The sequence below is a fragment of the Aliikangiella marina genome, assembly GCF_007004765.1.
Classification (GTDB): Bacteria; Pseudomonadota; Gammaproteobacteria; order Enterobacterales; family Kangiellaceae; genus Aliikangiella; species Aliikangiella marina.
Window position 1 is genome coordinate 362715 of sequence record NZ_VIKR01000002.1, and the last position, 20523, is coordinate 383237.

The window sequence follows — 20523 nt, forward strand, 5'->3', positions numbered from 1 at the left end:
GAATTGTCAGCGAAACAAATGAGTGTCTGAGTTTACCTATGACCCAATCAAAAATACATTTTTCAGAACAAGCTATTGCCATCAACACTCAGTTGGTTGAATCGATTATTGAAAAAATTACTCGCTCCGGCGGGAGTATTTCCTTTGCAGATTTCATGCATTCAGCTCTCTATGAGCCTGACCTTGGCTATTATCAGAACGTATTGCAAACCTTTGGGGAAGAGGGGGATTTTGTCACTGCGCCTGAAATCAGCAATTTATTCGCGAAAGCTGTCGCAGAATCATTAGCCGAGCTAGCTGAGCAGAGTTTGGGGTTGATTAATATAATGGAAATCGGCGCCGGCCAAGGGACTTTTGCGTTTGATTTAATGGGCGAACTAGCTTCAAGAGCCCTACGAGTTAGATATCATATCCTCGAGCCAAGTGCTCGACTTCAAGGCGTACAGCGAGAAAAACTCTCACCCTTATCGACCCTGCCCAACGTTGAAATTGATTGGTTGAGTGCACTCCCTGAAGATTTCATCGGTGTTATTTTTGCTAATGAAGTGATTGATGCTATGCCGGTCGAACGGATAAAGAAAACGCCCAATGGGTGGCACTACCAAGGTGTTATTTGCGGTGAAGAAGGTTTCGAGTGGTGTGAATTGCAGCCAGTTGAATCCCGTAACTTACCCGCTTTGATTCTGAAACATGAGGATAGGTACCCGGAAGGTTACGTTACCGAAATTCGACCGATTGCCGGGGCGTGGATCAAGTCGATTGCTGACTGCCTGAATAGCGGAGTGATTTTATTAGTCGATTACGGTTATCCTCAGAATGAGTATTACCACCCGCAAAGAGTAGTGGGAACATTAAAATGCTTCTCTCGACATCAAATGAATGATGAACCATTTGAGCGGGTGGGGTTACAGGATATCACCGCGCATGTCGATTTCACTCAATTAGCTCAGTCTGCTCATGACAGCGGACTGCAAGTGGCTGGTTTTACAACCCAAGCAGGTTTTTTACTCGCAAGTAACCTATTGCACGATTTAACCTCAGAAAATCAGTTATCAACTTATAAAATGAGTCAACAAATCCAAATGTTGATGACGCCTGGTCAAATGGGAGAAGTCGTTAAGGTTTTACAATTGGCCAAAAATCCAGCATGTTTGGCGACAGGCTTTGATTTTCAGGATCATTTACATCGATTGTAAATAGACTTTTGTTTCCACTTAGCTACAATATCGCCGTGGCAGATTGCACCATTTTGGATTTGATTTAACATAAACGGTTTCAGAGCTGACTCTTCTAAAATAACCCTTTGATTCGAAGATAAGCGTCGTTGCATCGAGGCAATTAATTCAATGGTAAGAAATACCCTAGTGTTGTTGACAGGTTTAATCTTGAGCGTGTTGAGCCCAGTGGTTTTGGCGTCATCGCAAGTAACGCCTTGGAAATCCTATCTTTTTGTTGTTATGACACTATCCGTCATTGCAGCCTGGGTGCTCAGTTCGCGCAACAAGAAAGCCGAAAGTTTTATGGGGAAATTTTTACTCGGTGGTCTGTATTTTTGGATTTTCACCTTTGCACAATTGATGGTGTTGTCGCTCCTTTACTATTTAAACAAATAAAAGGCAATTAATTCCGATGGATTGGTTACAAGCAGTTTTACTCGCAATTTTGCAGGGGCTTACAGAGTTTTTACCGATTTCTAGTTCTGCTCATTTGATTTTGCCATCGCAATTATTGGGTTGGGTTGAACAAGGGTTGGCATTTGATGTAGCTGTTCATGTCGGCTCTTTGGTCGCTGTATTAATTTATTTTCGCCACGAAGTTATTGCAATGATTCGTGCTTGGTTCGCATGGGTGTTTCAAGGAAGTAAATCTGCAGACGGCCGTTTAGCGTGGGCTGTCCTCTGGGGAACGATACCTGTCGGTCTAGTCGGGATCCTTTTCAGTAGTTTAAATATCGTCGATGACTATTTGCGATCAACTGGAGTTATCGCCACGACCACAATTGTTTTTGCGTTGGTACTCTGGTGGGCGGATAACAAAGCGGTTGAAGCGAGAGACGAGCACAGCTTAGGTGTGAAAGATATCATTTTTATCGGATGTGCTCAGGCTTTGGCGTTAATCCCAGGGACCTCTCGCTCAGGAATTACGATGACTGCCGGTTTGTTAATGGGATTATCGAGAACCGCTGCAGCGCGCTTTTCATTTTTACTCTCAATTCCTGCAATAATACTTCCGGGTGGTTTGAAGGCTTATGAATTAAGTGCAAGCGAGCAACCTGTCGATTGGCAATTAATCGCATTAGGTGCATCCGTTTCCGCTATTGCTGCGCTAACGTGTATTCACTATTTTTTAATATTGCTTGATAAAATCGGTTTTAAGCCGTTTATTTATTACCGCCTTGCACTTGGACTAGTGTTAATTGTCATGATGTTTTAATTTCGTCTGATGATGTGTGAATCAGTCGGCCAAAATGTGAGCGAGTTGCCAGAATGGGATAGTTCTGGCACAGAAAGCGCGCTAAAAGAATCGTTTCAAATAATTTGTTTAACTCGGTTAACTCGCTCTTGATGAATAGCCTCGCCAATTTGTTTGCCAACGAGCCCTTTGTCAACGAAGGTTTTCGGATTAATGTCAGCGCAAGCTGCTAACGCGCTGAGCATTATTTCGCGCTGCGGGTAAGCTTTGTTTTCAAAACCTGTTCTTCCTCTAAAGTCGGCTTCACACACTTGAACGTATTGTTGAAACCGCTCAGGCTTACGAAAAGCATCGGTTTTTTCGAGTAACTTAACGATAGTTGCCGCTTTTAATTCTTCAATCCGATGCATGTGTAGGTGGTATTCACAAGCGATTAGTGACAGTTGTAAATATTCGGTCGGCGCTTTGAGTCTCGTGCAAAGCCGTTTCACTAGCGGAATCCCATGTTTTTCGTGACCGCGATGGGCGGGATATTGATCCGTTGGGGTTATTCCCTTACCCAGATCGTGACAAACCGCTGCAAAACGAACCACAGGATTCGTCGACAGTTTGGCTGCTTGCTCAAGCACCATCATCGTATGAATGCCTGTATCGATTTCAGGATGCCATTTGGGTGGGTTGGGAATACCCCATAAAACATCCAACTCAGCAAACCAATATTGCAATCCACCACAGGCCTTGAGGACCTCGAAGTAAACCTGGGGAGAATTTTCGCCAATGGCTCTGTAAGTTTCCTTCCAGACGCGCTCCGCGCTTAAATGATTTAATTCGCCGGTTTGGCAGAGCTTTTTCATCAGCTCCAATGTTTCAGGGGCAATAGTAAAGCCAAGGTGGGCGTACCTTGCTGCAAAACGAGCAACTCGCAGGACTCTTAATGGATCTTCTGCAAAGGCCGGCGAAATGTGACGCAGGACTTTAGATTCAATATCGGCTTGACCATTGTATGGATCGATAAGTTCACCGTCATCCGTCATTGCAATAGCGTTAATCGTCAAGTCTCTGCGAACCAAGTCGTCTTCGAGAGTGACATCTTTGTCGGCGAATACTTCGAAGCCGTAGTAGCCTTTTCCCGACTTCCGCTCGGTTCTTGCCAATGCATACTCATCCCCAGATTCGGGATGGAGAAAAACAGGGAAATCTTTCCCTACTTGCTTGAAACCGCGTTCAAGCATTTCGTCGGGCGCTGCACCTACAACGACCCAGTCATACTCCACCACGGGAAAGTTAAGTAATTTGTCGCGAACCGCGCCGCCAACTAAAAATATTTGCATTTAATTAACGAGTTTCAGACTAAAAGGATAGCGATAGTAAATACCTTCACTCGCTTTTATTCCCGCGATGATGACCATTACAAGCTGAAAAATCGCCAGGCCGAATAACAAGGGGATGCCGATAACAATGACGATGAGTATTAACGAGATCATGAATGCAATTAACATGGTAATTTGAAAATTGACCGCTTCTTTTCCGTGATAATTGATGTACTCAGAATCGTCTCTTTTTAACAGCCAAATAATTAGCGGTCCAAGGACATTGCCAAAAGGGATTATAAAGCCTGCAAATGCGGCAAAATGGCAAAACATGGCCATATTTCTTTCTTCTTGACTTGGATTATAATTGTCGCTCATCATAGCTCCTTGGGTGACTTAGCGTTAATCCGCTGGAATAGGATGTTAATATAACCTTTTTTAAAAAACTCTAGCAAATATCCTGCAGTTAACTGGTATGATATCAGGTTGAATAAAACGGTGAAATTTAAACTTAATTTAAACAACGGTTGTGCACCTTATTTATTCTTTAAGCCGTTAAAATAATATTAGCGACCGATCGCATCACTCATGGTCGGTGAACTTTGGGACAAGTTTAAATTTAAATTACAGTCAATAGCATGTATTTAGAATATTTTTCACTGAAAGAGCGTCCATTTTCGATTTCGCCCGATCCGCGATTTTTGTTTATGAGCAATCGCTATCGAGAAGCATTAACGCACTTAACTTACGGCATTCAAGAAGGTGGCGGTTTTGTGTTGTTGACTGGTGAAGTTGGTACGGGTAAAACGACGGTTTGTCGTTGTCTTCTCCAGCAATTACCTAAGGATACTCGCTTAGCATTTGTTCTAAATCCGAAGCTCAACAGTCGAGAGCTGCTAGCGACTATTTGCGATGAGTTTAAAATTGAGTATCCAGAAAATTGCGAAAGCTTAAAAGTTTTAACGGATAAGCTGACCACTTTTTTATTAGCTTGCCATCAACAAGATTTAAATGTTGTAGTGATGATCGATGAAGCGCAAAACATCGAGACGGAAGTGCTCGAGCAAATTCGCTTACTCACTAACCTTGAGACAAATCAAAAAAAGTTGTTGCAAGTTATTTTGGTTGGGCAACCCGAGCTGCAGGAGAAATTGGCCCAACGTGATTTACGTCAATTGGCACAGCGAATTACTGCACGCTACCACCTACGGCCTCTCAATTTAAAAGAAACCATCGCATACATTCTTCATCGCACGCGAATTGCTGGTAGCCAACGGGCGCTATTTTCACGGCAAGCAGTTGAGCATTTACATGCAAAAACGCAAGGTATTCCACGCTTAATCAATACGATTTGCGACCGAGCCTTAATGGCGGCAGCCAATCGGCAAAAGAAAAACGTGGATAAAAAAATTATCGCGGAAGCCGTCATTGAAGTAATGGGAACGCCAGTGAGTCAAGTGAGTAATAAAATAGATTTGACCCAGTGGATAAAGCCGGTTGCTGCTTCAGTGGGCGTTTTAGCGATTGCTTTTGCGGCATTCTGGATGGGGAAACAAGGTGGGGACAGTCAGCAACCTGCTGGCTTATCAATCTCGAATAAAACCGCACCGAAAGAAAGCGATTCGAAGGCTTCCAGTGTGAGCCAGGGATCGGTAAATCTGGTTGAACGCTTAATTGGAGATCAAAGCTGGGATTACAATGGGCAACGATCTTTTACTCATTTATTCAACCTGTGGCAAATTGAATACTCTGCAATTAGCCATGGTGAAGCATGTCAGTATGCTGAAACTTATGGGTTAAAATGCAGTCGTACTATTGGCAATTGGCAGCAACTTCGAGAATTTAATCGCCCCGCTTTACTTAAATTTTCCGCTGGACTACAAGGAGAATTTTGGGGGTTACTCAGACAATTGAAGGGGCTTGAGGCGACAGTTCAATTTGGTGATAAAATTAGTCAAATTAAACTGGATGAGCTTTCATCGGTTTGGACTGGTGAATACATCGCACTGTGGCAGGCGCCAGAGGGGTTTACCGGTGACGTAAAGTTAGGCGATAGCGGTGAAGTTGTTGCTTGGTTGTCGAGTAACTTAATCGAATTATCGCAATCCAGTGGTAGTGTGCAAAATACATTTGATGCTCAACTGCAAAATCAGTTAAAGGCGTTTCAAAGTCGAAAAAATATTCGCGCTGACGGAATCGCCGGAATGCGCACGATACTCAAAATCAACGCCGAAACATTGCAAGGGATCCCTTTGCTCGACTCTATTAATTAGTACTTAGGGAGTATAACTTGTCAATTCTTTTGGAATCTCTCAGTCAACAACAGGCAAACAGAAATAAGCAAGTTCCTGATTTAACTGACAGTCATTTTGATGATGACATATTGGGTGATGAGTGGCTAATAAGAAAAGTCAAAATTTGGCAGGTTGCTTCGATAAGTCTAACTTGCCTTTTGCTGATTAGTTGGGGAGTCTTCTATTGGTATATTGACGGTTTAGATAACCAACAAGCTCTGAACATCGCGGTAGATACCAATGCATCAGACAAAGTTCTACCTGTCAATGATGGCTCCGTTAGGCCTACTTCACCAAATCCGGATAATTCGACTGGAAAACAAGCGAGTACCGCTGTCGGCTCAAATACAGTCGCTAGGACCGATAATGACCCATCTTCTAAAAAAGTTTATAAGCCGCAAAAACGACAACAACAGTCTCAAGTGCCACTAAACACTCCTGTAGTTGACTCTGCGAATACATTTGATAGCCACTCAAGCGAGCCTGCTATCGTTAGTGCTCAGACTTCTGAATCGTCCGAACGAGCTAACACGCCGGCGAGCAACAGTGTTGAGGCTGGTAGCGAGGGCGCTCCCCTTACTTTGGAAGCGTTATCTGCCGAGATGCGTCAGCAGTTTCCGAATATCGAAATTAACTCGTTTGTGGTTTCGGAAAATCCCGAAAATAGCTTTGTGATTCTCGACGGGAATTTTTATAAAATAAATCAAGTAATCGCACCTAACTTGATTCTCAGAGATATTTCTAAAGAAGCTATCGTGATTGAGTTTAAAGGCCAAAAAGTGAGTTTACCCAATCAGTAAAATTTATGACTAAGCATTCTTTCTGGCAAAAATTTAAAGCCTTTTTTTTTCGACTGCTCGCGATCGGCTTTGTTCTTTTATTATTCTTGGTGATCTACCTTGACTCACAAGTTAGAGACGAATTTGATCAACAAGCGTGGAGTATTCCTGCTAAGGTTTATGCACGACCACTAGCATTCTCTCTCGGGCAAAGTTTGTCTTTGAAAGACTTGTTAGCTGAACTTGATTTGCTCGGCTATCGGCAAACAATAAAGGCCAACAATCAAGGTGAATTTGAGCGCTACGGAAATACTTTAGTGATTAACACCCGTCGTTTCCAATTCTGGGATGGGCAACAAGATGCTCACGTCATTGAATTAACGATCGAGCAAGACAAAGTCGTCACGTTAAAAGATTTTGCCTCGCAAAAAGGCGTCAACTTTATGCGGCTCGATCCTTTGTTACTCGGTAATATTAATACCGGTAACAATGAGGACCGACAGTTAATTTCGCTGGAACAACTCCCTGAGAATTTTATCGCTGCGCTTTTGATAACGGAAGATCGAGACTTTTACAACCATATGGGAATCTCTTTTAAAGGCATTGCGCGAGCCCTGTGGAGTAATGTTAGTGCCGGTGAGGTTCGTCAAGGCGGGTCAACGTTAACTCAACAGTTGATGAAGAATCACTTCCTTTCTAATGAGCGAACTATTTGGCGAAAGATGCGTGAAGCGATTATGGCTGTTTTGACGGAGTTCCATTACGACAAGGAAGCCATATTACAGGCCTATATTAATGAAGTTTATTTAGGTCAAAATCGAACCACGGGAATTTACGGTTTCGCCAGAGCCAGCGAGTTTTATTTTGATCGGCCAATCACTAAACTTAATCTCAGTCAGGTCGCTCTATTGGTAGGTATGGTTAAAGGCCCTTCATATTATAATCCTAGACGAAATCCTGAACGCGCGAAACAACGGCGCGATTTAGTTTTGTCGATCATGCTTGAGCAAGGCCTTATCACTAAAGAAGCATTTGAGGACGCGACAAAGCGCAGCTTAATGGTGGTCGCAAAACCAAGAGGGCGAACGAGTAAAGTGCCCGCATTTATGGGATTTATTAAACGTGAATTGAGACAAGAATATTCTCTCAGCGAGTTGAATACCCAGGGGCTGAGATTGTTCACTAGTTTAGATCCGTTGGTACAGTCGCGAGCAGAAAAGTCGTTGTCCACTCGACTCTCAAAAATTGAGGCTAATCGCGGTATCGATAAGCGGACTTTACAAGGTGCGGTTATAGTTAGCGATGTAAAAAGTGGAGACATTCTCGCTATGGTTGGCGATCGTTCTGCAAACTATGTTGGATTCAATCGTGCCATCGATGCCTATCGCCAGACAGGCTCAGTGATTAAACCTTTTGTTTATTTACGAGCACTCCAAAATAGCGATAATTTTAATCTGCTAACCCCAATAGAAGATACACCATTTTCGTTGCAGGGGAGCGATGGTAGTGTCTGGACGCCGAAAAATTATGATGGAAAAAATCACGGTGAAATACCATTAATGGAAGGACTGGTAAATTCATATAATTTAGCGACTGCTCGATTGGCTTTATCAGTGGGCATTGATGAAGTTGCCGACACTATCATTGATGCTGGGTTTGAACGATCGTTACCGGCTTTCCCGTCTATTGCGCTTGGCGCTAAAGAAATGTCGCCACTCGAAGTGTCGCGCTTGTATCAAGTTATTGCTAATGATGGTGTTGGTATTCGAAGCGCGGGAATTGTTGCTGTGCAAGACCACCAAGGACAATTGCTACAACGCTTTCCAAGAAAAACGCAGCAACATTTTGAAGCGGAAAATATATTCTTAATAAAGTACTTATTAACTCAAGTCGTAGAAAGAGGAACCGCGAAAGCCATTGGCGCGAGCTTTCCGTCGACCCAGTTTGCAGGAAAAACCGGTACGACCAATGATTTACGCGACAGTTGGTACGCTGGTTTTGGCGGCGAAAAGCTAGCGGTCGTTTGGGTGGGTCGTGACGATAATCAGCCGAGTGGACTCACCGGTGCAACAGGAGCACTCAAAGTTTGGCAAGATTTATTCTTGCAAGTTGACGAGAGTTCAGTGGATACTCGAGCGCCAGATGGTTTGGTATGGGGATATCGTTCCAGTGGAATTTTTTCAGCCTTTACTGCGTGTAAGAATGAAGTATTAATTCCATTTTATACGTACCAACTGCCTTCGGAATATAAAACGTGTGAGCCATAAAATGGAATTTACTTTACATCCGCAATTAGCGAAAGATAGTTATATTTTGGGCAATTTTTCGTTGAGCCAGCTTCTCCTGATTAACGATAGTCAATTTCCTTGGTTTATTTTGGTACCAAGGAAAGTTGCCATCACAGAAGTTTTTCAACTTGATTCGAATTCACAGCAGCAATTGTGGTCAGAATCCAGCCATTTATCCGAAACTGTTATGAATCTATTCAAAGGTGATAAGCTTAATGTCGCTGCGATAGGAAACCTTGTTCCACAACTCCATTTGCACCATATTGTTCGTTATAAAGCGGATCCCCTATGGCCATCACCGATCTGGGGTAAGCTTCCAATGGTTGCTTATGATTTCGAGGTAGTCCTCCAAATCCAAGAAAAATTAGGTCGAGGATTACAGGATTTTGAGCCGTTGACGGTTCAAAAAAAATCCTAAAAATATTTAAAATTCGTTGTTCTTGGCAGATGTATATGATATATATCCGCGCCTGAATAAAAAGTCAGCTCCTAAATTGGGTTGATTTTAATCGGTATAGAAATTGAACTTTTGGGAAAACTTTAACGTTTTCAAGTAGTTAAACGGCGGAGATTCGAATGCCAGCTAAAAAAACGGCAAAAGCTGCTACAGCCACTACCCTTGGTGCTCTAGGGATTGACCCTTACAAAGAGAAACGTGGCGAAGAGTACATGAACGAAAACCAGGAAGCGCATTTCAAAGCGATTCTAGAAGCCTGGAAGAAGCAATTAATGGAAGAAGTTGATCGAACTGTTAGCCACATGAAAGATGAAGCGGCTAATTTTCCTGATCCGGTCGATCGTGCTAGCCAAGAAGAAGAATTTAGTCTCGAGTTGCGAACTCGTGACCGAGAGCGTAAGCTTCTGAAGAAAATAGGTAAGTCAATCACATCAATCGATGAACAAGACTATGGATATTGTGAGTCTTGCGGTGTCGAGATTGGAATTCGCCGCCTAGAGGCTCGACCAACCGCGACACTCTGCATCGACTGTAAGACACTTGATGAAATTAAAGAAAAGCATCTGAATAGATAACGGCTTTTTAAAATTTTTGCATCTCTCTAACAAGCGCCTATTGGGCGCTTGTTTTGTTTTAGGGTATTGCTATGACTCAAAAATGGGTTGGGCGTTTTGCACCAACGCCTTCAGGTCCTTTGCATTTCGGCTCTTTAGTTGCTGCCCTTGGTAGCTATTTAATCGCGCGTCAAAGACAGGGACAGTGGTTATTACGGATAGAAGATATTGACCCTCCAAGAGAGATGCCGGGTGCGGCACAAGATATTTTATCGACGCTAGAAGCATTTGGGTTCGAGTGGGATGGTCCTGTGACCTATCAGAGCCAGCGAACCGCCGCCTATGAACAGGCTTTGGATTTGCTTCATTCAAAGTCATTAGTCTACCAATGTGATTGCAGCCGTAAAATTGTCATCGAACGCAATGATGGCGTGTATGATAAGTATTGTCGTAACCGCGATTTAATCGATATCGGAGATAGTGCAATCAGGATAAAGTTTGACCCGACCTTTGCTAAGTTTAATGACGAGATTTTCGGTCACTGTGAATTCAACCAACAAGTATTTTGTCAGGATTTTGTTGTTCGTCGTCGCGATGGTCTTTTTGCCTACCAATTAGCGGTGGTGGTCGATGACATTGATTTTGGAATTAATCATATTGTAAGAGGGGCCGACATCCTTGACTCAACGCCCAGGCAAAATTTTCTCTATCATTGTTTTGATAAGTCGGCACCTAGCTACTTTCATCTTCCCCTAGTCACGGATGAGTCAGGACATAAATACAGTAAAAGCAAATTTTTTCCTGCCGTGGAGCCGGCAAAGGCTTGTGAGTGGATTCTCAAGGCTTACATTCATCTAGGACAGAAGCCTCCAGAAACCGATCAGATAGATAAACCCGATGAATTGTTAAATTGGGCTGTAAGCAATTTTGAGCTAAATAAGATAAGCAAACAGCCTATTGCCTATCCAACTGACCGCGGTGGTGAAATCACAACGTAAAAAAAGACTGGCTGTGCTAAAGTCGAGTTCCTAACAGAGGAAACTATCACATGAAATACCAAGCGATAAACTTCGCTGAAAAATTAAGTCTGTTTTCTGAGTATTGGTCCCCTAAAGTTGTCGCAGAAATGAATGACTATCAGCTTAAGTTGGTTAAATTAAAAGGTGAGTTTGTCTGGCATCGTCACTCAGATACCGATGAAACTTTTATTGTTTTGGAGGGCCAGCTAAGGATCGATTTTAAAGATGGGCATGTATTTCTAAATGCCGGAGAGATGTTTATCGTTCCAAAAGGTGTTGAACACAGGCCCTTTGCTGAAAAGGAAGTGAAGGCGATAATTATTGAGCCAAAAGGTGTAGTAAATACTGGTGACGCAATAGCGGACCCGTTAACCGCGGAAAGCGATGTTTGGATTTAACAACAAAGATTAAATGTTTGCTCTTTTGAGCAACATTAAGACGCGCGACAAACTATCGGTTTTTACCGAGTTTTTAAAAACAGACTTTGATAAAACTCATTTTATTTGGTGGGATTGTTTTTACCAGCCAGTGCAATTAGGATCACTATCCCAATCCGACCACAAGAATTAAAAATTTAAAGGCTAAAAAGCAATGGAGCAACCTAAAAGCGACGATACAATTTATCAAGCGCCACAGTCGGAGTTATTCCCTGATAGCCGCCGTTTAAAAAAACGATCGATCGCCAAGAAAATTCGTAACGGATGGATCGCTGCTATTGCCTATGCAACTTTATTATTGATTTTATTGGTGACTAATCTTCTCAAAGAGTCTGCCTCATTCAGTCTCATTAAAGCCGTAGAGGTTTTGTTTATTTATTGCCTGGCACTCGGTGTTTATAAACACAACCGCTTTGCGGCGGCGATAATGCTAGCTTATTTCATTGGCTCAAAATTATTTGCTATCGCGACTTCTGATACCTATACCGGTATTGGTTTAATCATAATTTTCAGCTATTTCTTTTATCACGCAACGATCGCTTGTTTTCAGTACCATCACATGAAAGTTAAATTAGAGCTGTAGCTCGCTATCGCGATCATGGTTCAATTACCCGACTCATCTTGGTTCGAACCAAAAGGCAGGTTGGAATTTATCAATACACCGATTGTCCTTTGTTTATTGTCCGGTTGAGCCCTGATCCAGGTCAATTCAGGAGAAGCATGATTCAATATAATTAAGATCGATTTCCTTTACTCTGTTTAATGGTGATAAAGTTGAAACAGCTATTTAAAAAATGGAACGGTTTAGTTTACTTATTCGCTTTTTCAATCTTCGGCATTCAAGGATTCCATGTTTCAGCCGAAGAGGTTTTAACCATCGAGCGAAAGAAAGCGCTTATTGAGTTACTGAAAAAAGACTGTGGTTCATGTCACGGCAAATGGCTTAGGGGGAATGTTGGGCCGCCACTACTTCCTGGTAAACTGCGCAATAAATCACGAGATTTTTTGATTAAAAAAATTACCGAGGGCGTGGAAGGCTCCGAAATGCCCGCCTGGAAAAATAATCTTTCTAAAGCAGAAATAGCATTTCTGGTTGATTATCTAACGATTTCTCGCAATATTGCGCAAAAAAGCGCTCAGATCATTATTAATGATACTTTAGCCAGTCGATAGCAACCCATGGGCCAAGAGCTAGTTATTTTCGAGTTGAGAGAATCGCGTAACACATCGATTATTTCTATTAAATTTGACGTCTCCTCGGTCGCCGTACTCAGAACGCAGCGCGACTTCAGTAGAGCGATAGATAGACCACTCTTTTCTAAATTTATTCTCTTCACGAATAGCCTGGCCTTCAGAGTCGAAGTATAACCAAGTGCCATTCATTTTATGTTTAGCATGAACCAGTTCATGAAAAAGGTTTTCGATAGCAGAAAACTTAATATATTTCCCACTCTTTCCCATAACGCAGTTGCTCCCAGCAAACTCCATATTAAGATAAAACTTAATATAAACACTTTCTCCTTTACCATTAGTCAAATTACTCGAGAGGGGAGCACCGGTAACACCGGCTGAAAGTAGTGCGGAGTCGCTATGATAGATAACTAGCTGATGCCCACTCGAATCGATCGATTGTAACGTTTGGTGACCGATATTCGTCAACTTGATTAAGTCTAACCATTTAAAAAGCTTAATGGCCTGGCCGAAGTTATCGACGTGAATTAGGATGTTGGGTGCGTAAAAATAGGATTCTTTTTTAGCATTATGGGGCGGCTCTATGGCTCTATTTGCAAGCGAATAAGATGAAAAAAGTGAGAAAAAGGTCAACACTAACGGTAAAAGTGTCAGTAAACAATTTCGCTTTGCAACAATTAGCAAAATATTATGCTTAAACATAGAAAACAACCGCCTTATTTAAACATCACACTATAAGTCTAGTTCAAATTTCGCAGAGTCGCCGATAAATGAGGCTGGTAACTTATTTTCTCGACCCTAATTGGCATTAGGTTCGATTATTATTTTTATAGATTACGCCTAAAAACATAATCTAAAAAGTATTCTGCGGGGGTTAGTCAATTATATTGTTTGGTAAAATTTAAAAAGTGGTTAACAAAATAATGCTATGGATCAGGCTTTTCTCCTCGCTATTTTTTCGAAAAAGTATTAGTTCAATAATGTGATGTTATTTTTTTGAACCTTATGTGACAGTGACGTAAATATTCGATGACAAAAAAATTCTTACTTAAAACGGTTTGGTCGACTTATTTTTGATAAATATTGATTGATTGTGACTCAGTCATTTTTATGTCATTAAAAAGCAATCGTTTCGACACAATTTTTTTCTACCCTTCTTGCCAATTCTCAACGCGTCTCAATTTGCGATAACGCTGTCGGGGATTCATTCAAATAAATTAATCAAATATAAATAATTGCTATAAAAAATAAGGAAGAAAACTCATGAAACTTAAAACGACATTTCTGTCGAGTTTTGTGATGGCTGCTTTTGCTGCTACTGGTCATTCTGCGGTACTACCCGATGTCCAAACACAAAGCTCATGGTTTGTCAGTGGACAAGCCTCAATCGCTGGTAAACAAATGATATCCAATGCTCCAAGAGCAAAGAATGTCATCCTCTTCGTTGGTGATGGTATGGGCGTATCGACGCTTACTGCTTCAAGAATTTTGCAAGGCCAGTTAGCAGGTAACGCTGGCGAGGAAGGATTGTTAAGTTTTGAAAACTTTCAAAATACCGCTTTGGTAAAAACTTATAACGTCGATGCTCAAACGCCTGATTCAGCAGGCACGATGACGGCAATGATGTCTGGGTTAAAAACAGATGTTGGTGTGATAGGTGTTGATGAAGATATCGAACGTGGTGACTGCGCTACTGTAAATGGTAATGAAGTTGTGACCGCACTAGAGTTGGCAGAAATTAAAGGCTTGTCTACTGGGGTTATTTCCACTGCAAGAATAACTCATGCGACCCCAGCAGCAACTTACGCAAAGTCTGCAGACAGAAACTGGGAAGACGTATCGGATATGCCTGAGGCCGCTGTGACAGGAGGTTGTAAGGATATTGCCGATCAATTAATTAACTTTGAAGAAAATGTTGAAGCAAGATTTCTTGGTACTGACATCGATGGTATTGAGGTTGTCATGGGCGGTGGTCGTCGACACTTTTTGCCGCGCGATGAAGCGTTCAATAGCGCTGATGCTGTAAGCAGTGTCGAGGGTGATAGAACTGATGCTCGTGACTTGACTGCAGAATGGCAAGATAAATATGAAAATGGTGTGTATGTGATGGATCAAATTGGATTCGACGCAATCGATCCAGCTAACACCGAACGTGTTTTTGGGTTGTTTAACGAATCTCACATGCAATACGAAGCTGACCGAACGAATGATATCGCTGGCGAACCATCGTTGTCACAAATGACAGCCAAAGCCATTGATATTTTGGATAACAACGAAAAAGGTTTTTTTCTCATGGTAGAGAGTGGCCGAATCGATCACGGCCATCATGCTGGGTCTGCATACAATGCGCTCACTGACACGATTGAGTTTGCTGAAGCGGTTCAAGCTGCAATGGATGCGACAGATCCCGCGGAAACTTTAATCCTAGTGACTGCCGATCACAGTCACGTGTTTACAATTGGCGGCTATCCAAAGCGCGGCAACCCCATTTTGGGTAAAGTGGTCCGAGTCGGAGAGAGCGAACCTTACCTGGCGAGTGATGGACTCCCCTATACAACACTCGGTTACACCAACGGTCGCGGTTTCCGCGATTTAGGAAGCGAGACAAATGCGGATGTTGCCTACTCCGAAGACTCTCTAGCAGGGCGTGTTGATTTGACTGCTGTTGATACAACCGCTAGCGGCTTTCACCAAGAGACAACCGTGCCAACAAGTTCAGAAACTCATGCGGGTGAAGATATCACTCTCCATGCAAAAGGACCTGGCGCCTACTTGGTTCAGGGGACCATTGAACAAAATATGGTCTTTCACGTCATAAATCGTGCACTTGGTTTAGTTGCAGAATAGAGGGAGTTAAAACAATGAATAAATCAATAGTTTCATTATTAGTTGTGTCTGCACTTGGACTGAGTGGTTGTGTAGATGATGGTAAAGATGGTCAAGACGGAGCCAATGGGAACGACGGATTAAGCAGTCTTATCGTGCAAACCCCCCTCGCCATCGGTAACGATGAATGTCGCAATGGTGGTATCCAAATTGACACGGGGATTGATGCTAACGGTAACGCCACTTTAGAAAGTGGAGAAGTTAGCGATACGCAATTTGTATGCAACCCGGCGATCAATCAAATCGCTGCGAATGAAATATTAAATAATACCAATAATGCTTGGTTTATGGATGCTGCTTACAAGCTTGAAAAAACTCAGCAAAGTGTTGAAGAAGTCATTCGCGAACGAGGTTCAGCTAAGAACATTATTTTGTTTGTTGGTGATGGGATGGGTGTTTCGACTGTTACAGCATCTAGAATTCTTGAAGGGCAAAACAAAGGAATGATGGGCGAAGAGAATGAATTATCTTTTGATAAATTTCCTTTTGCCGGCCTAGCCAAGACATACAACGTGGATGCTCAGACCCCCGACTCAGCAGGAACCATGACAGCGATGATGTCAGGCGTTAAAACTGATGTGGGTGTTATTGGCGTTGCAGAAGCGGTTTCTCGCAGCGATTGTTCTTCTGTCACGGGTAATGAGTTAGTTTCAGCCCTAGAGCTTGCTGAAATCGCCGGGAAATCAACCGGTGTCGTTTCAACAGCGCGAATTACTCACGCGACTCCAGCAGCAACCTATGCTAAATCTGCTGATAGAAACTGGGAAGATGTGTCAGATATGCCAGCACAAGCGATTACTGATGGCTGTGTCGATATTGCAGATCAACTGATTAACTTTGAAGCCAATTTGGAAACTCGTTTTGCGGGATTAGATGTTGATGGTATTGAGGTGGTATTTGGTGGAGGGCGTCGTCACTTTTTGCCAAACGACGCGGCATTTAATTCACCAGATGCGGTTAGTGCAGTTGAAGGCGATCGAACTGATGGTCGTGATTTGACGGCCGAGTGGCAGGCAAATTACGCGGCAGGAGAATATATCTTTGATCAGGTGGGGTTTGATGCTCTTAACACTGAAACCACTGAAAAAGTCTTGGGACTGTTCAATGAGTCGCACATGCAATATGAAGCTGATCGTCACAATGATGTTGCCGGTGAACCATCGATTAGTGAAATGACAGAGAAAGCTATCAATATCTTAGATAACAATGATGAAGGTTTTTTCTTAATGGTTGAATCTGGTCGTATCGATCATGGTCATCATGCGGGCAGTGCTTACAATGCGATGACCGATACAATCGAATTTGCGAAGGCGGTTCAAGCTGCTTATGACAGTACCAACCCTGAAGAAACGCTAATCATTGTAACTGCCGACCACAGTCATGTGTTTACGATAGCGGGATATCCAAAACGGGGGAATCCTATTCTGGGTAAAGTCGTTCCAGTCGGCGGTACAGAACCGTCACTAGCGTCAGATGATATGCCATACACTACCTTGGGTTATACCAACGGCAGAGGTTTCAAAGACTTAGGTGATGAAACTAACGCTGATGAAGGCTACAGCAATAGCATCGTCACAGGACGAGTTGATTTGTCGGCTATAGACACTGAAACCCCAGGTTTTCACCAAGAGTCATTGGTTCCATTATCATCTGAAACTCATGCGGGTGAAGATGTGGCAATTTATGCAACCGGACCAGGAGCAAACTTAGTGGTAGGTACTAACGAGCAAAGTGTTGTATTTCATGTAATGGATTACGCTGGTGATCTAGTCGCTAAAGCCAATGCTGTTCTAGATTAAGTAAGAATAAATTGATTTGAAAATGTTCGTATAGAAAAATGCAAAAGCGTACCCCAGGGTACGCTTTTGTCATAGGGAGTGATTCATGAAAACTAAAATTATTTCGCTGATTATCATTGCATTACCGATGCTGGTGAATGCTCAATGTGACGATAATATCAACTTATTGAAAGCGGAGTATCAAATTACCGTTGAGCGCATTAATCAGCCGCATCAACAACTAGAAAAAAAATCTATTGTGTTTTGGCGCAAGAATTCCGAAGTCGCCTATCAACATCTGGACAAGCAAGTTACCGAAATTTGGAACAAAGTTTCAAATGGAACCGTGCGGCCCATTCGATATTTTGATCGATACCAACATGGGATTGAATATCAGCCCACAGAACTTGAAGTCGAAGACCGAAAAGCAAACTGGCAGACTAAGTACCAAATACTTTCGCCGGCTAAAATTAAACAGATGAAAAAGTTAAACGAGCAAAATGAAGGGTGTCAACGGTTGACTGAATATCGACTTGAGGACAAAAATATTTCGAATAAGTTGCTTTGGTCGTCGGCTTATAAGCTTCCTAAATACTATGAAGTTAAAACCGACTCACATTTAATTAAATGGGCGTTAACATCAGTCGAGTCAGATGCAAAAAAAGTGAACCAATTTTTTAAACAAAAACATAGTTATCGAACGACTGATTTTGCCGATATCGGGGATAATGAATCAGATCCTTTTTTGACGAAAATGATTAATTTAGGATTTGTCAGTGCCGAGGTTGCTGAGCCGATACGAAAAAAACGGGCAAAGCACCATGGGCACTCCCATTAGCAAGCCGTTGAATTTGAATGACTATATCGCTCACGCCTGATGAAGGTTTTTTACGGTATTACCAATTTTGTAGTAGTATTAACCAGTAGCAATTAATAGCGACTGCTAATACAAAAACAAATTTGGTAATACTGGGACTTTATGGATATTATTTTTTCCGCTTTTATCGCCTCCAGCCTTGATGGATACATTGCACGGTTAGATGGCAAAATTGATTGGCTTGAGCGAGCTGCAAAAAATCAAACAGGCGAAGACTATGGCTACCATGCTTATATGGATACGATTAGTTGCGTTGTTATGGGCAGGAGTAGTTTTGAACGCGCGGCAAAATATAGTGAATGGCCGTATCAAGGCAAGCAAGTCATTGTTCTCAGCCGTAAGCTCACTAAACCACCAGCAGACTTTGCCAACAAGATCGATGTTTATGGTGGTAAGATAGAATTATTGGCTGTTGAGTTGCAACATTTTCAAGTTCCCAAAGTTGCTTTAGAAGGTTCGCTCTGTATCCAGTCTTTTATTCGAGCTGGCTTGATGGACGAAATTATTATCACCCAAGTCCCTGTGCTGATTGGTCGCGGGTTACCACTCTTTGCTGAAGCGCCTGAAGACATACCTTTGCGGCTTGTTAATTCAAAGCCTTACGCTAGCGGTTTCGTGCAGAATTATTATCGCTTTGTTCGACGCACCAAAAATATTAATAATTAGGCGATTAAAATCATTGAGTTAGCAATTCTTGTAGTTGCCCATCAATGCGCTTAAATGCATCCAGAAGGGTTTCGGTTGTCGCCATATAAAACCCTTGGTCGATGCTTTCAAAGGTATCGGTTTGTTGATGATAGTGGCGGTGTAAATCAACACCAAAGTATAGGTAAGGTATATCCTTCTCTGAGAATGGCGCATGATCGCTTGCTTTCTGCCAGTCTAAACCGCCCATGATCGTACCACGTAGTTTTTTTCTGACTTCATGACCAATTTGCAAACAAACGGAAGTCGATTGTTGTAGTTGTCTTACTACCGGTTTTAGCTGAGGATTTTTTTTGGTTCCGGCAACATATAACAACTTACTCGCGCCACCTTGCCCAATCATATCAAAGTTGAGGTTGAGCTTGATTTGTGAGAGTTGCACAGGCGGGTTTTTAACAAATGCTTTTGAGCCAAATAACCCGTACTCTTCTGCGTCGGTAGCCAAGAAAATAACCGAGTGTTTCGTTTTTTTATCTTTTAAGTAGTCAGCAATCGCCAAGATTGCCGAAACGCCTGAAGCATTATCATCAGCGCCATAATAAATCACTCGACCTTTCTTACCCAAATGGTCGTAATGTGCAGTGAGCACAATATACTCGTCGGGTTTTTCTTCACCGCGCTTGTAGCCGATTAAGTTAGTACCGATTTGGCTACCACCTTTTCGAAACTTAAAATGCGATCGATATGTGCCGGCAAATGTTTCTAATCCGGCTTGTTGAAAGCGGCTAGTAATATAGTCTTGAGCGAGGCGGCTCCCCTCTGTGGTCGGCTTTCTGCCTTGCATTTCAGCGGCGGACAAGGTCCTTAAATCGCTGAGTAGTTGTTGATGATTAATGGTATGATTTAGATTTAATGTTGCGTTGCATGGCGGGCGAGTATTGGCACACCCTCCACCTATTAAACAGGTTAAAATAACCAGAAAACGAATTTTTACCACTGTTAAAGACCTAATAGTTGCTGCTTAATACTCGACTGTTTCAATGGCCAGGATTCAATCATGTGGTAATTAACGCCGTGGCGGCCTTGAACCGACTCCAGAAGACTAAACCGTTTAACAGCGACTGTTAATTCAAGATCTGCTAAGTGTTTCGGTGGTTCGTCAACATGGCGGAACAAGGTAACATGCGGCTTATAACTTTTGCGATCAAATTGAAAATGTCCGATACTCGTCAAAACACTTTCAATTGATTTTTTTAACCGGCCCAAACCTTGGCTTTGATCATCGATCAAGGCGGCAATAATTTTAGGTTTTGGCCAGTATGTCAGCTGATTCAAGGTAACGCTAAATGGTGAGACTTGAACATCGCTAAATGCCTCGCCGGCATGCAACGAAACGCTTAAACCATCTAAAATTGATTCAAGCTCTCGCTCGGCGACTTTGCCCAGAAAGCTAAGCGTGATGTGAAAGTTTTCTCCCGGAACCGCCGTGCCGTTTACATCAAGAACGCGATCTTGAATAGTGAGTAGTTTTGACTTGATATTAGGCTCAAGCTCTATCGCGAAAAACAACCGCAAATGATTTCCCTTAACCATTAT

Annotated in this window: 21 protein-coding genes; 16 read left to right on the forward strand and 5 right to left on the reverse strand. The window is 42.4% G+C overall.

All coding sequences use genetic code 11. The features are described 5' to 3' along the window. Positions 1-38: 38 nt before the first annotated feature. From FLL45_RS07880 to FLL45_RS07890, 3 genes are all read left to right on the forward strand, one after another. Complete coding sequence (locus FLL45_RS07880) at positions 39-1196, forward strand: class I SAM-dependent methyltransferase (RefSeq protein ID WP_142941488.1); 1158 nt, start codon at positions 39-41, stop codon at positions 1194-1196. 150 nt (positions 1197-1346) lie between these two features. Then, complete coding sequence (locus FLL45_RS07885) at positions 1347-1613, forward strand: hypothetical protein (RefSeq protein ID WP_142941489.1); 267 nt, start codon at positions 1347-1349, stop codon at positions 1611-1613. 16 nt (positions 1614-1629) lie between these two features. Beyond that, the gene (locus tag FLL45_RS07890) at positions 1630-2433 is read left to right on the forward strand and encodes an undecaprenyl-diphosphate phosphatase (RefSeq protein ID WP_142941490.1); all 804 of its coding nucleotides are present in this window, start codon (positions 1630-1632) and stop codon (positions 2431-2433) included. Between the two features lie 95 nt (positions 2434-2528). On the opposite strand, the gene FLL45_RS07895 is transcribed toward FLL45_RS07890, so the two are convergent. Both FLL45_RS07895 and FLL45_RS07900 read right to left on the reverse strand, forming a co-directional pair. Then, positions 2529-3743, reverse strand: a complete 1215-nt coding sequence (locus FLL45_RS07895; protein ID WP_142941491.1) for a multifunctional CCA addition/repair protein — start codon at positions 3741-3743, stop codon at positions 2529-2531. After that, entirely contained in the window at positions 3744-4100 is a 357-nt protein-coding gene (locus tag FLL45_RS07900) for a DUF4870 domain-containing protein (RefSeq protein ID WP_142941492.1), read from the reverse strand. It lies immediately after the preceding gene. Between the two features lie 260 nt (positions 4101-4360). Here FLL45_RS07900 and FLL45_RS07905 point away from each other — a divergent pair, with 260 nt between their 5' ends. The 9 genes from FLL45_RS07905 to FLL45_RS07945 all read left to right on the forward strand — a co-directional run bounded on the left by FLL45_RS07905 (position 4361) and on the right by FLL45_RS07945 (position 12723). Next, the gene (locus FLL45_RS07905; RefSeq protein ID WP_142941493.1) at positions 4361-5995 is read left to right on the forward strand and encodes an ExeA family protein; all 1635 of its coding nucleotides are present in this window, start codon (positions 4361-4363) and stop codon (positions 5993-5995) included. Between the two features lie 17 nt (positions 5996-6012). Next, a complete protein-coding gene (locus tag FLL45_RS07910; RefSeq protein WP_142941494.1) occupies positions 6013-6816 on the forward strand; it encodes a general secretion pathway protein GspB in 804 nt (267 codons plus the stop codon). A 5-nt stretch (positions 6817-6821) separates the two neighbouring features. Beyond that, entirely contained in the window at positions 6822-9062 is a 2241-nt protein-coding gene (gene mrcB, locus FLL45_RS07915) for a penicillin-binding protein 1B (RefSeq protein ID WP_142941495.1), read from the forward strand. 1 nt (position 9063) lies between these two features. Then, entirely contained in the window at positions 9064-9501 is a 438-nt protein-coding gene (locus FLL45_RS07920) for an HIT domain-containing protein (protein WP_142941496.1), read from the forward strand. A gap of 158 nt (positions 9502-9659) precedes the next feature. Beyond that, complete coding sequence (gene dksA / locus FLL45_RS07925) at positions 9660-10115, forward strand: RNA polymerase-binding protein DksA (protein ID WP_142941497.1); 456 nt, start codon at positions 9660-9662, stop codon at positions 10113-10115. A 71-nt stretch (positions 10116-10186) separates the two neighbouring features. Continuing rightward, a complete protein-coding gene (gene gluQRS / locus FLL45_RS07930) occupies positions 10187-11092 on the forward strand; it encodes a tRNA glutamyl-Q(34) synthetase GluQRS (RefSeq protein ID WP_142941498.1) in 906 nt (301 codons plus the stop codon). A 50-nt stretch (positions 11093-11142) separates the two neighbouring features. Further along, positions 11143-11511 (forward strand): cupin domain-containing protein, encoded by a 369-nt coding sequence (locus tag FLL45_RS07935; RefSeq protein WP_142941499.1) that lies wholly within the window; start codon positions 11143-11145, stop codon positions 11509-11511. A 193-nt stretch (positions 11512-11704) separates the two neighbouring features. Next, on the forward strand, positions 11705-12133 hold the full coding sequence (locus tag FLL45_RS07940; RefSeq protein WP_142941500.1) for a hypothetical protein: 429 nt from the start codon (positions 11705-11707) through the stop codon (positions 12131-12133). Between the two features lie 191 nt (positions 12134-12324). Next, a complete protein-coding gene (locus FLL45_RS07945) occupies positions 12325-12723 on the forward strand; it encodes a c-type cytochrome (RefSeq protein ID WP_185964377.1) in 399 nt (132 codons plus the stop codon). Positions 12724-12741: 18 nt separating this feature from the next. Here FLL45_RS07945 and FLL45_RS07950 read toward each other — a convergent pair whose 3' ends face one another. Then, positions 12742-13443, reverse strand: coding sequence for a type III secretion system effector protein (locus tag FLL45_RS07950; protein ID WP_142941502.1), 702 nt, complete (start codon positions 13441-13443; stop codon positions 12742-12744). Positions 13444-14004: 561 nt separating this feature from the next. Between FLL45_RS07950 and FLL45_RS07955 the strand changes: the two genes are divergently transcribed. From FLL45_RS07955 to FLL45_RS07970, 4 genes are all read left to right on the forward strand, one after another. Then, the gene (locus tag FLL45_RS07955; RefSeq protein ID WP_142941503.1) at positions 14005-15588 is read left to right on the forward strand and encodes an alkaline phosphatase; all 1584 of its coding nucleotides are present in this window, start codon (positions 14005-14007) and stop codon (positions 15586-15588) included. 14 nt (positions 15589-15602) lie between these two features. Further along, positions 15603-17426 (forward strand): alkaline phosphatase family protein, encoded by a 1824-nt coding sequence (locus FLL45_RS07960; RefSeq protein ID WP_142941504.1) that lies wholly within the window; start codon positions 15603-15605, stop codon positions 17424-17426. Positions 17427-17511: 85 nt separating this feature from the next. Further along, entirely contained in the window at positions 17512-18243 is a 732-nt protein-coding gene (locus tag FLL45_RS07965) for a hypothetical protein (protein ID WP_142941505.1), read from the forward strand. Positions 18244-18384: 141 nt separating this feature from the next. Next, entirely contained in the window at positions 18385-18948 is a 564-nt protein-coding gene (locus FLL45_RS07970; RefSeq protein WP_142941506.1) for a dihydrofolate reductase family protein, read from the forward strand. A 10-nt stretch (positions 18949-18958) separates the two neighbouring features. Here the strand turns inward: FLL45_RS07970 and FLL45_RS07975 are convergent, their stop codons facing one another. After that, positions 18959-19924 (reverse strand): M20/M25/M40 family metallo-hydrolase, encoded by a 966-nt coding sequence (locus FLL45_RS07975; protein WP_142941507.1) that lies wholly within the window; start codon positions 19922-19924, stop codon positions 18959-18961. Positions 19925-19926: 2 nt separating this feature from the next. After that, positions 19927-20502 carry an RNA 2',3'-cyclic phosphodiesterase gene (thpR, locus tag FLL45_RS07980; RefSeq protein WP_185964378.1) on the reverse strand — a complete coding sequence of 192 codons (576 nt, stop codon included), beginning with the start codon at positions 20500-20502 and terminating at the stop codon, positions 19927-19929. Positions 20503-20523 lie beyond the last annotated feature (21 nt).

Coding starts and splice junctions, on each gene's coding strand:
- FLL45_RS07905 (WP_142941493.1), top strand. CDS start 4,361: ATGTATTTAGAATATTTTTCACTGAAAGAGCGTCCATTTTCGATTTCG.
- FLL45_RS07965 (WP_142941505.1), top strand. CDS start 17,512: ATGAAAACTAAAATTATTTCGCTGATTATCATTGCATTACCGATGCTG.
- FLL45_RS07960 (WP_142941504.1), top strand. CDS start 15,603: ATGAATAAATCAATAGTTTCATTATTAGTTGTGTCTGCACTTGGACTG.
- FLL45_RS07920 (WP_142941496.1), top strand. CDS start 9,064: ATGGAATTTACTTTACATCCGCAATTAGCGAAAGATAGTTATATTTTG.
- FLL45_RS07935 (WP_142941499.1), top strand. CDS start 11,143: ATGAAATACCAAGCGATAAACTTCGCTGAAAAATTAAGTCTGTTTTCT.
- FLL45_RS07885 (WP_142941489.1), top strand. CDS start 1,347: ATGGTAAGAAATACCCTAGTGTTGTTGACAGGTTTAATCTTGAGCGTG.
- mrcB (WP_142941495.1), top strand. CDS start 6,822: ATGACTAAGCATTCTTTCTGGCAAAAATTTAAAGCCTTTTTTTTTCGA.
- FLL45_RS07940 (WP_142941500.1), top strand. CDS start 11,705: ATGGAGCAACCTAAAAGCGACGATACAATTTATCAAGCGCCACAGTCG.
- FLL45_RS07950 (WP_142941502.1), bottom strand. CDS start 13,443: ATGTTTAAGCATAATATTTTGCTAATTGTTGCAAAGCGAAATTGTTTA.
- FLL45_RS07895 (WP_142941491.1), bottom strand. CDS start 3,743: ATGCAAATATTTTTAGTTGGCGGCGCGGTTCGCGACAAATTACTTAAC.
- FLL45_RS07955 (WP_142941503.1), top strand. CDS start 14,005: ATGAAACTTAAAACGACATTTCTGTCGAGTTTTGTGATGGCTGCTTTT.
- dksA (WP_142941497.1), top strand. CDS start 9,660: ATGCCAGCTAAAAAAACGGCAAAAGCTGCTACAGCCACTACCCTTGGT.
- gluQRS (WP_142941498.1), top strand. CDS start 10,187: ATGACTCAAAAATGGGTTGGGCGTTTTGCACCAACGCCTTCAGGTCCT.
- FLL45_RS07970 (WP_142941506.1), top strand. CDS start 18,385: ATGGATATTATTTTTTCCGCTTTTATCGCCTCCAGCCTTGATGGATAC.
- FLL45_RS07880 (WP_142941488.1), top strand. CDS start 39: ATGACCCAATCAAAAATACATTTTTCAGAACAAGCTATTGCCATCAAC.
- FLL45_RS07890 (WP_142941490.1), top strand. CDS start 1,630: ATGGATTGGTTACAAGCAGTTTTACTCGCAATTTTGCAGGGGCTTACA.
- FLL45_RS07900 (WP_142941492.1), bottom strand. CDS start 4,100: ATGAGCGACAATTATAATCCAAGTCAAGAAGAAAGAAATATGGCCATG.